Here is a 10,969-nt window from a genome sequence, read left to right as displayed (position 1 = left end):
AAGGACGCCGGGATGCTCCCGGACTCATTAAATCTATTTGGCATAGATTTAGATCGGGGCGCAATCGCAACTATCGTCTGGCGTTCGCCATCCATGTATCCGGGCAGCGCATTTTTTCTGTCGGCCCCCATTGATCTCGTGCTGGATTCGACGAATAACTAACGACAATAGATTTATAGCGCCGCTCAGCGGCCGGGAGGAACTTGTGGCAGACGACATGCAAAGTCTTCCGGTGCCGGAACATGTTCCGGCCGACCGGGTCTTCGACTTCGACATTTATGGCGATCCCCGGCTGACGGAGGACTTGCACGCATCCTACGCGACGCTGCATGGCGATGCGCCGGACATCTTCTACACGCCGCGCAATGGCGGACACTGGATATTCACACGCTTCGACGACATCTTCCGGGTGGTCCAGGACTACGAGCACTTCTCCGTGCGGGAAATGCAGATCCCGCGCGTCGAGAATCCGCCGGTGTTCATCCCGCTGAGTCTCGATCCGCCCCGCAGCACACCCTACCGGCACGCTTTGATGCCCTATTTCACGCAGCGGGCCGTCGACGAACTCGAACCCAAAGTGCGGGAGTTCGCGATCGAGATTGTCGAAAGCGTGAAGGCAAAAGGCGCCTGCGAGTTTGTCGACGAAGTCTCGTCGCAGTTTCCGGTTTCGGTCTTCATGGAACTGATGGGTATGCCGCTTGAGCGGCTGCGCGATTTCCGTGCGATTGCCGACGAGTATTTCAATGCGAGGACCAACGAGGAATTGGGCGCGATGTCGGTCAAGATCGTCGGCCTGATGACCGAGCTGGTCGAGATGCGCCGTACCGCGCCGCAGGACGACCTGATCTCGAAGATGGTCGACTTCCAGGTCGAAGGCCGCCAGATCACGCTCGGCGAACTCCAGTCCATGCTCTTCGTCATGTTCCTCGGCGGCATGGATACGGTCACCAACGTGGCCAGCTATGCCTACCGCTACCTCGCCTCTGACAAAAAACTGCAAGCCCGTCTCGCGTCCGATCCGGCGATCATTCCGAATTTCGTAGAAGAAGCCATTCGCAGCTTTGGCGTGGTGAACACGCCGCGCATCGTGACGAAAGACTGCGAGCGGTTTGGCATCCGGTTCCGCGAGGGCGACATGGTGCTGTGCATCCTGCCGCTTGGCAGCCGCGACGAGCGCCGTTTCGACAAGCCGAACGACTTCGACGTCGACCGCAAGGCGTTGACGCACCTCACGTTCTCGTCCGGCCCTCATCTCTGTCTGGGGCACAATCTTGCGCGGCTCGAACTGCGCGTCCTGACAGAAGAATGGATCAAGCGCGTGCCGGCGTTCTCGTTGAAGCCGGGCTCACATCACAAGAGCCGCGCGGGCACCGTGATGGCGCTTGAGTCGCTTCCGCTGATCTGGGATCGCTGAGCATGCCATCGGCAACTGCGACTGCGCTCGCCGTCGGGGCGGAGGCCGAGTATTGGGATGGCCTGATGGCTGGCGAGCTGCGCCTGCAACGGTGCGCGCGCTGCGCGGCCTGGCATTGGCCGGCTGTTTTCCGGTGCAAGGATTGCGGCAGCTGGGACCATGTCTGGGAGCCCGTCGACCTGGCAGGCAGCGTTTACAGCTGGACTCGCAGCTGGCATCCGTTCGGCGGTCTGGAAGCCCTCGACAAGCCTTTCGTGATAGCCGTGGTGCAGCTGAAAGGCGGCGGCGGTGCACGCCTCGTCGGCATCATGGACGATCCGGGTGAAGTGCGCATCGGACAGTCCGTAACCGGACGAACGACGACGACAATCCATGCCGGCGAGCCGGTGCCCGCCATTCGGTGGTCCGCATGAAGGGTGTCGCTGCGATTGCGGGGGTAGGCCTGCGCCAATTCAAGCGCGGCACTTCGCCATTGCCTGAGCGCGGCGTGCTGACGCGCGCGATCATCGACGCCTGTGACGATGCCGGGTTCGATCCGGCCGATATCGATGGCTTTGCGACTTACGGCGATGACCATAACGAACCGGTCCGCTTGATGCAGGATCTCGGCACGAAAGAGCTGCGCTGGTCGAGCCAGGTGTTCGGCGGCGGCGGCGGCGGCATCGCGGCGGCGTTCGGCCAGGCTGTTGGCGCAATAGCCACCGGGCAGGCGAGCGCAGTCATTGTGTTCCGGGCGCTGGTGCAGGGCAACAGCGGACGGCTCTCCGCCGCTGTCATGGCCCACCATCTGAACGCGCATATGGTTGGGGCAGGGCTCGTCGCGCCCGCACAGGTGTGCGCCATCCGTGCGCAGCGCATGTTCGAACATTTTGGCGTCCCGAAGTCAGCCGTCGAGAATTTCGTCCGGGCGGCTGCCTTCCACGGCGAGCGCAATCCGGAGGCGGTCGCGTTCGGGCAACCCTTCGATCCGGAAGCGTACCATGGGTCGCGTTGGATCAGCGAGCCGTTCCGGTTGTTTGACTGTTCGCGCGAGAATGACGGCGCCGGTGCCTTGCTGGTCGTCTCGGCGGAGCGCGCGCGCGATCTGAAGCGCATGCCCATCCACATTGCCGGTGTGGCGCAAGGTGCCGCCGCCGGTTGGGGCGACCTGCTCGAAAACGATGACGACGACCAGTATGCCACTGCCGGGTTCAAGTCCGTCGCGCGGCGGCTCTGGGAACAGACCGGACTTTCGCCGGCGGATATCGACGTGGCGCAGGTTTACGAGAATTTCAGTGCGCAAGGCGTCGCCTCGCTGATTGATCATGGCTTCTGTACTTACGAGTCCGTGGGCGAGTTCTGCACGTTTGAAAACCTGACGGCACCTCGCGGAAAGCTGCCGATCAACACGTCTGGCGGCAACCTCGCGCAGGGCTTCATCCACGGTATCGGGATGCCCATCGAAGCCGTGCGTGTGCTGCGCGGCGACTCGGCCAACCCTGTTCCGGGCGCCAAGGTGTGCCTTCTGGCGGGTGGCCCTGGTGCGCCGATCGTCAGTTCGGCGATCTTTTCGTCGCAATTGGTATGAGCGCGCGGCCGGGACGGCTTGAGTCGGACTACAAAGCGGGCGTAGGTTCGACCCCGGAACAGAACAAGGATCGCCGGCAAGCCTGCCGGGCCAAAGGGAGATGCGCATGGTAGACTTCATGTCCAACTACACGATGACGATCGACGGCAAGGCGGTCACCACGCCGGAGACGCTCGATGTGATCAATCCGGCAACCGGCAAGCCGTTCGCGACTTGCCCGCGCGCCAGCGCGGCGGATCTCGAAGCGGCTGTAAAGTCTTCGACCAAAGCGTTCAGCAAGTGGCGCGCGACCCCGATCGACGAGCGCCGCGCAGCGCTGCGCAAGGCGGGCGACCTGATCATGGCGAATGCCGATGCCATCGCCAGCCTGTTCACCAAAGAGCAGGGCCGTCCGGCCCACCTCGCGAAGGACGAGATTCTCGGCGCAGGTTACTGGTTCCATTCCACGGCCGAACTCGACCTGCCGGTCGACGTGACCGAAGATACGGCAGATCGCCGCGTAGAGGTTCACCATGTCCCGCTCGGGGTCATCTGCGGCATTGTTCCCTGGAATTTCCCGGTGCTGCTGGCCGCATGGAAGATTGCGCCGGCGCTGCTTACCGGCAACACGATCGTCATCAAGCCTTCGCCGTTCACACCGCTCTGTACCCTGAAGATTGCCGAGCTGCTGCGCGGCGTGTTTCCCGACGGCGTTCTCAATGTCATTACGGGCGGCGACGAGCTTGGTCCGATGATGACGGCGCATAAGGGCTTCGCGAAGATCTCGTTCACCGGCTCCACGGCGACCGGCAAGCGCGTAATGGAATCGGCGGCGCGGGATCTGAAACGGATCACGCTGGAACTTGGCGGGAACGATGCCGCCATCGTGCTCGGCGATGTGGACCCGGCGAAAGTCGCGGCGCCGCTGTTTGCCGGTGCGTTCAGCAACACGTCCCAGATCTGCGTGGCGACCAAGCGTCTCTATGTGCACGATGACATCTACGACGATGTCCGTGACCGGCTGGTCGCGATGGCGAAAGCCGCCGAAGTGGGCGACGGAAGCGAGCAGGGCATCCAGTATGGCCCGATCCAGAACAAGGCGCAGTTTGATCGCGTGAGGGATTTGCTCAAGAGCGCGGTCGATGCGGGCCTGACGCTTCACCAGGCCGACCCGATCGAGAGCGACGGCTATTTCGTGCCATTCACGATCGTTGACAATCCGCCGGAAGATTCGCGTGTCGTGCAGGAAGAAGCCTTCGGGCCGATCCTGCCGATGATGCGGTTCAAGGATCTCGATGAGGTGATCGGGCGGGCGAACGATACTGAGTACGGCCTGGCCGGTGCAGTCTGGTCCGGTGACATCGACAAGGCGCGCGAAGTCGCGTCGCGTCTCGACACGGGCACGGTCTGGATCAACCAGAACCTCCAGATGACGCCCCGCACGCCGCTCGCGGGTGCCAAGCAATCCGGTTTCGGCGCAGAGAACGGTCTCTACGGCCTGAAGGAATTCACGCAGCTGAAAGCTGTCTACATCCCGAAATCAGCTGCCAGCGTGAGCTGACCGCTACTTCGCTTTCGCGGAAGCCGACGTTGAGCCGGCTTCCGCGCGCTCGCGCACGCCGATCAGGAATGTCTGCAGGGTTTCGACGAACAGTGCTTCGTCGTCGAACGGATTGGCCCGCACGGCCTTGGCCAGCGCAACGAACTCATTGCGATCGAAGTCAGGCAGCGGCGCAATGGCGCGCGAACGGGCCGCCGAGGCAAACAGGGCAGATCCAAACGTCAGCTTTTCGCATCCTTCGAGGATCATCAGCTGCATGTCTTCCGGATAGGGACAGATCGCTGTCCAGAAGTCGTATGCCTTCAGGAATATGTGCTTCGGGAAGAATTCCAGCAGCAGCGGCGCGGCGTTGGGATGCAGCAGAATCGTTCGCCGGGTTGCAAGGCACAGGGCAACCAGCGTCTCCTGCCAGCGCGACGGGTCAACAAAGGGTGCCTTGACGTCACGCAGGATGCAGAGGGCGACTTCTGAGAGCAGCTCGTTCTTGTGCTTGAAGTGGTAGTAGAGCGACGGCGCTTTGACGCCGAGCTGGCGTGCAACGAGTTCAAGGCTCAGTGCGTTCAGCCCCTGGGTATCGATCACATCCAGCGCAGCGCGCGCGGCGCGCTCCCGGGAAATGAGGGGTTTGTCGGGACGTCCCAATGAATCCTGCCAGTACTTCTGTGCGAAATTTTCCAAGTGTTGCCCGAACGACATACGTGCCGCCGGGCCGCTATTGCAAGCCAATCCACGGTGCCGAGGCGCTTTCGGCGCCCCGCCCTTGAGCCGGCAACAAGGCTGGAACTGTAGCAGATACTGAGAAATAAACTATGAACGTTAGGCGAGAATAGTCGCCAAATAATTATGCGCTGCGCCGCACCTTATGCGCCTCATCCACTAACAACCACGCCACGTTGCCAGTTGACGACACTCCGCAAAGTCCCTTAGTAAATTCAAAACTAATGCTATTAGGCAGCAAAAGGCTGCCAGCTTCTTGGGAGGAAGTCATGAAGACCGAAACTGCTCGCCTCAGCGTGTTCGCGGGTCCGTCCGCGACGCAGGACCGCACAAGATTGCGTTCGATGCTCATGGGGGCCACCGGCTTGGCCCTGGCATCGACGTCGGGCGTCGCCTTCGCTCAAGAAGGTGATGCGGCGCCGGCCGCCGCCGAAGTCAGTGCGCCCGTAGATGACGCTGCCACGACCGCAGCCGAAGAAGAGCGCATGCGCCGGCTCGGCATCGTTACCGCGACGGCGCGGCGCAAGGAGGAGAGCCTGCAGGACGCACCGGTGGCGATCACCGCGCTGACCGGCGACGCACTCGACGAATACGCGATCAATGATTTCATGGACCTGTCGACCCAGGTGCCGACCATGGTGGCTGGCCGCGCGGCGTCGGGCTCTTCCGCCAGCATCTTCCTTCGCGGCGTCGGTTCCACGGCGCTGAGCGCCGGTTTCGACCAATCGGTCTCGTTCAACATCGACGGCCTGCCGATGAGTCGTGGCCGCGAGATTTCGATGCCGCAATACGACATCGAGCGCGTCGAAGTACTGAAAGGCCCTCAAGCGCTTTTCTACGGCAAGAACACTACCGGCGGCCTGATCTCGGTCGTGTCGAAAGATCCGACGGATGAATTCGAAGCCAGCGGCAAGGTCGGCTACGGCTTTGAAGCCAAGGAAAAGTACGGAGAGGGCGTGATTTCGGGCCCGCTGACGGACACGCTGCGCGGCCGGTTGGCGTTCCGCGTTTCTGATTCCGAAGGGGCTTTCGAAAACAGCGCTGCGGCAACGTACCTCGATCCGCTCGGCATGGAGCGCCATCGCATTTCGGATATGCGCGGCGGCGGAAAGACCGAGAGCGGACGATTGACGCTTGTCTACGAGCCGAACGACATCTTCAACCTCGAATTCAAGCTGGGCGCTTCGCAACAGGAAGACGGCGGCCCGACGGACGTTCTCGAGCGCCTGTGCGGCGGCGGCCGCACCACCCCGGCCAGCGCCAACGGTGTGCCGCCGAGCCCGAATGCCGATTGCAGCATCAACGGCGTTTCGGACTCCTCGAGCATTCCGCGCGAAGTGGCGGCGGCCAACTACCGCTATGCCCGCAACGGCGACATGTATGCCGATTTCAGCTCGATCTACTCGGTCATCACCGGAAAGCTGGACCTCGACGGCCTTGAGGTGGAATCGATCACTTCCTACTACAACTTCCTCCAGAAGGACCTGAACAATGTGGCGGGCGAACACTACCCCGCCAACTTCAGCCAGAAAGCGGACTACGACCAGATCTCGCAGGAGCTTCGCTTCTCGACCCGGAGCGATGGGCCGTTCAACTCGACCTTCGGTCTGTTCTATTCAGACTCCGAATTCGTCTTCAACACCGATGCCTATATCTTCATCGTGCCTCTGGATCCGGCCAGCGGCACATTCGTGACCTTCAAGCGCGACAACGGATTTGAAGGCACCGCACTGTCGGCCTTCTATGAAGGCACCTATGCGTTCACCGACCAGTGGGAGGTTTCCGCGGGTGCTCGCTGGAGCCGCGAAGAGCGCGACTCCTATCAGGAATCCCTGCCGGCTTCGTCGTTCTTCGCCGGTTTCTTCCCGGGCGGCATCCGCTTCGACGACAAGTTCTCGGACGAGAATATCTCGCCGCAAGTTTCGGTCAGCTACAAGCCATCGGGGAACCTGTCCTACTATGCGGCGTACAAGGAAGGTTTCAAAACCGGCGGCTTCAACATCTCGCAATCCCTGACCCCGGCTTCCACTCTGGCTGCCGGTCAGTTCGACAGTGAAACGGCCAAGGGGTTCGAGGCCGGCGTGCGGTCCATCCTGTTCGGTGAAACGCTCAGCCTGAATGCGACGGTGTTCAACTACCTCTATGAAGACCTTCAGGTGCAGGTGTTCGACCCGTCCAGCGTGAGCCTGATCGCCGACAACGCCGGCGAATTGATGACGCAGGGCATCGAGGTTGACTTCAGCTGGGTGCCGGATGCGATTGAAGGACTCACTGTTCGCGGCGCGTTTGCCTTCAACAATGTCGAGTTCGATAACTTCATCGGACAATGCTATGGCGGGCAGACGATCGCGCAAGGCTGTGACCAGGTGCCGGTGGCCGGCGTGTTCCAGAGCCAGGACTATAGTGGCCGCACCCCGCCGAAGGCGCCCGAAACGGCCGGCCGGATTGGTGCCATGTACGAGTTCCCCGTGGGAGCGTTTGAAGCGTCTCTGTCGGGCGATGTCAGCTACATGGGCGAATACTACTTCACGGACACGCTTCGTCCGGACGCCATTCAGGACGCTTATACGAAGCTGGATATGGCGGCGCGTCTGACCTCGCCGGACGACCGGTGGACGCTTTCTCTGATCGGACGCAACCTCACCGAAGAGTTTGTCGTCACGAGCGCCAACGACATTCCGTTCACCGGTGGCACCGGCACTGGCACGACGGTCGGCAACGTCGCCGACATGTCAGCCTTCGTCGAGAACCCGCGCGAAGTTTACGTGGAACTGGCCGTCCGGTTCTGATTTTCCTCCCGTGCTTTGGCCGGGCTGCACTTTGCTGCAGCCCGGCTTTTTTTGTGCGCTTTCCGGAAGGGCAGGGCTGGATTGCTGCGGCGGCGGCATGACAGGATGACGTAGCAGAACAGGGGAGGTCTTCGATGGCCAGGCAATATTCAACGGTCAGGCTCGAAACCGAGGGCGAAGTCCTTCACGTTGTGATGAACCGCCCTGAACGTCTCAATGCGCTGAATACCGTGCTCGTCTCCGAGTTGCGCGAAATTTTCCAGTGCCTCTATTTCGACCGGACTGTCCGCGTCGTCGTGATGCGCGGCGAAGGGCGTGCTTTCTGCGCCGGTCTCGACCTCAAGGAATCTGGCGGGCCGCGGGCAAGCATTGAGCAGTCGCTCGACAAGCAGCGCTCCATTGCAGAAATCTACGTGGCGATGCGCCGGTGCCCGCAGCCGATCATCAGTTGCGTGCAGGGCGCTGCGAGCGGCGGCGGATTTGCCTTCGCGCTGGCATCGGACATTCGCATCCTGTCTGAAGATGCGCGGATGAACGCCGCTTTCATCCGTATCGGCCTGAGCGCATGCGACATGGGCGTCTCATACTTCCTGCCACGGATCATCGGACAGTCATTGGCCAGCGAGTTCATGCTGACGGGCCGGTTCATCGATGCGGCGCGGGCATATCAGATCGGGCTGGCGAACCGCGTCGTGCCGGCGGGCTCGATGCTCACCGAAGCATCGGCTTTTGCACAGGACATGCTGTACGCAACTCCGCTCGGGCTGCGGCTGACCAAGGACTGCCTCAATCATTCGATCGACGCGAGCGGTCTTGAAGCCGTCATGGCCATCGAAGACCGCAATCAGATGCTGACTGCCAACGATCCGAATTTCCGCGAAGGCATCGCCGCTTTCATGGAAAAGCGGGCGCCCAAATATTCCTGATCGCCGGCAAGGACCGCGCTCAATCGCTGCGCGCAAAGGTTGCCGAAAACGTCGTTAACGCGAAACAAACCCTATTCTGCGACCAACAAGGATATCGTGGCGCCCTCGGGCGTGCAGTTCGGATTCGTTATCATGTCAGCGCCTGTCAGGCAGCCGTCCGCCGAAGTCCCGAAATATGCGGGGCAGCGCAGTTTTCGAGAAGTCTGCCAGGCGGCAGTCCGGGTTTTCAACCTCATGGACAAGTACCATACCGCGCCCTACCCAAACGCCTATGCGGTGCTGTTTGCCTATGCGACGGGTTCGGATGACGCGCTGGTGGCGGAGATCAACGATCTCCTCCAGTTGAAAGACCAGCTGAGTCCCTACGACATCGAGTCGCTTTTTCAGGAATACCTGGCCGACAACGCTCAGGCTTATGTTGCGCAGGATATCGGCCAGGCAATCGGCACTGAAATCGGGAGCGTTCTTGAGATCATCGAGAAGGGCCTTCGCCAAAGCGACGATTTCACCACGTCGCTCGATACTTTCGCCGAGCGGGTGCCGCAGGCAACGACAGAGGGCGGACTTGCCGAAGTCGTCAACGGCTTGCTCGAAGAGAACCGCCGGATGGCTTCGCTGACCCGCGAGTTGAACAGCGGACTTGCAAAATCGCAGAGCATGATCACGGTCCTGAACCAGCAGCTTGAAGAGGCGCAGGCACAGGCTGCGCGGGATCCGCTGACAGGTGCCCACAACCGGCGCGCCTTCGAAAAACGGCTGGAAGCGTCAGCGGCTCATGCGGTGAAATCGCGCGAAGGCTTTTGCGTGGTTCTGGCCGAAATTGATGACTTTGCGTCCCTAGTTTCCGCCGAAGGCGCGCCGCTTGGCGATATTGTCTTGCAGGGCTTCACTCGCCACGTGACCGCAGGCGTCTCGGACAACGACATGATCGCGCGCTACGGCGAGCAGGCCTTTGCCCTGATCCTGACTGAGCGCGACCTGATGTCGGCCTACAATCTGCTGATCAAGGTCAAACACGGGTTCAAGCTCACCAGCTTCGTTGTCCCCGAAACGCGCGCAAAAGTGACTGGCGTGACAGCGTCCTTTGGCCTCGCGAGGCTTGATCCGGGAATGAGCGCCGGCGATGTGATCAAGCAGGCGGACGTTCTGTTGCGGAGCGCACAGCAGTCGGGCCGCAACCAGGTCAAGGCACGCGGGATCGCCTGATTTCATCCGCACACGCCTGCCGTGTTGAACAGCATGGGTGTGGCCAAAAAGTCAGCCTGCGCACTGGTTGCATTCGGGAAGGAACGATCAGTTCCGACACTCGTTCATTTGTCATGAAAGCGACAGACAACCCTCCCTTCCTGACGGCGCAGCGGCGTACGATCGGGTCAAAGCTCCAGCAGGTCATGAACCTGCCGGACGCCAATGACGTGGAGAATGAGTTCATGGAGTTGCTCAAGGCCGCGGATAGCGCGAACCGGAACGCCCCGCGCTCCGGAGAAGGCGCCAACGGTTAGTCTCGAGCGACGCGCTCGAAGTTTTGATTTTCAGCGTTCAAACACTTTAACGCACTTGAACAGATAACAGATTGATTGCGCCTTCAAGCGGCTCGCTCAGAGCAGCCGCTTGAAGGCGCGTTCTCATTGTTCAGCCTATTTGCGCCGCAATGCGCCGAGCAGCCAGCCGGCGGCGAAGGAGGCGCCTATTGCGCGCATTGGCTTGTCACGCACAGTAGACTTCATCGCGTGATTGGCGTCCTCAAAGCGCGAGCCAGCGCTTTTCGCCAAGCGCTTGCCTTTGCGAAGCGCGCTTCGGCGGCCGTCATGTGCAACGACCTTGATGTCATCAAGCACAACTTTCGCATCCGCTTTGAGCACTGCAACGTCTTTGCGCAGCGCCTCAACGCCAGGGGCTTTGGCCGTCTTCTTGGCGGGTGTGGATTTCACGGCTTTCTTTGTCATGAAGGTGGCCTTTCGGGCAGGTTATAGTTGTGAATGAAACGTGCCTCGTTCCGCGCAGTTCCGGTGACAG

At 61.2% G+C, this 10,969-nt stretch carries 10 protein-coding genes; 8 read left to right on the top strand and 2 right to left on the bottom strand.

Features of this window, described 5'->3' with window-relative positions; all coding sequences use genetic code 11:
• The first annotated feature begins 217 nt into the window (after positions 1-217).
• The 4 genes from IPK75_17460 (at position 218) to IPK75_17445 (ending at position 4,521) form a co-directional block, all read left to right on the top strand.
• Positions 218-1,414 carry a cytochrome P450 gene (locus IPK75_17460; protein ID MBK8200139.1) on the top strand — a complete coding sequence of 399 codons (1,197 nt, stop codon included), beginning with the start codon at positions 218-220 and terminating at the stop codon, positions 1,412-1,414.
• A 2-nt stretch (positions 1,415-1,416) separates the two neighbouring features.
• A complete protein-coding gene (locus IPK75_17455; protein ID MBK8200138.1) occupies positions 1,417-1,827 on the top strand; it encodes an OB-fold domain-containing protein in 411 nt (136 codons plus the stop codon).
• Positions 1,824-2,981 carry a transporter gene (locus IPK75_17450; GenBank protein MBK8200137.1) on the top strand — a complete coding sequence of 386 codons (1,158 nt, stop codon included), beginning with the start codon at positions 1,824-1,826 and terminating at the stop codon, positions 2,979-2,981. Before IPK75_17455 ends, IPK75_17450 begins: the two co-directional genes overlap by 4 nt.
• A gap of 106 nt (positions 2,982-3,087) precedes the next feature.
• Entirely contained in the window at positions 3,088-4,521 is a 1,434-nt protein-coding gene (locus IPK75_17445) for an aldehyde dehydrogenase family protein (protein ID MBK8200136.1), read from the top strand.
• Positions 4,522-4,524: 3 nt separating this feature from the next.
• Here the strand turns inward: IPK75_17445 and IPK75_17440 are convergent, their stop codons facing one another.
• Positions 4,525-5,163, bottom strand: a complete 639-nt coding sequence (locus IPK75_17440; protein MBK8200135.1) for a TetR/AcrR family transcriptional regulator — start codon at positions 5,161-5,163, stop codon at positions 4,525-4,527.
• A 419-nt stretch (positions 5,164-5,582) separates the two neighbouring features.
• Between IPK75_17440 and IPK75_17435 the strand changes: the two genes are divergently transcribed.
• The 4 genes from IPK75_17435 (at position 5,583) to IPK75_17420 (ending at position 10,455) form a co-directional block, all read left to right on the top strand.
• Positions 5,583-8,027 carry a TonB-dependent receptor gene (locus IPK75_17435; protein ID MBK8200134.1) on the top strand — a complete coding sequence of 815 codons (2,445 nt, stop codon included), beginning with the start codon at positions 5,583-5,585 and terminating at the stop codon, positions 8,025-8,027.
• A 134-nt stretch (positions 8,028-8,161) separates the two neighbouring features.
• On the top strand, positions 8,162-8,953 hold the full coding sequence (locus tag IPK75_17430) for an enoyl-CoA hydratase/isomerase family protein (protein ID MBK8200133.1): 792 nt from the start codon (positions 8,162-8,164) through the stop codon (positions 8,951-8,953).
• Between the two features lie 39 nt (positions 8,954-8,992).
• Entirely contained in the window at positions 8,993-10,159 is a 1,167-nt protein-coding gene (locus IPK75_17425) for a GGDEF domain-containing protein (GenBank protein MBK8200132.1), read from the top strand.
• A gap of 113 nt (positions 10,160-10,272) precedes the next feature.
• The gene (locus IPK75_17420; protein MBK8200131.1) at positions 10,273-10,455 is read left to right on the top strand and encodes a hypothetical protein; all 183 of its coding nucleotides are present in this window, start codon (positions 10,273-10,275) and stop codon (positions 10,453-10,455) included.
• A 135-nt stretch (positions 10,456-10,590) separates the two neighbouring features.
• Here the strand turns inward: IPK75_17420 and IPK75_17415 are convergent, their stop codons facing one another.
• Positions 10,591-10,899: a hypothetical protein gene (locus IPK75_17415; protein MBK8200130.1), complete on the bottom strand. Its 309-nt coding sequence runs from the start codon at positions 10,897-10,899 to the stop codon at positions 10,591-10,593.
• Positions 10,900-10,969 lie beyond the last annotated feature (70 nt).

This window comes from Acidobacteriota bacterium (assembly GCA_016712445.1).
In the GTDB taxonomy this organism is placed as follows: Bacteria; Pseudomonadota; Alphaproteobacteria; order Caulobacterales; family Hyphomonadaceae; genus Hyphomonas.
This window is presented reverse-complemented; position numbering and strand designations above follow the sequence as displayed.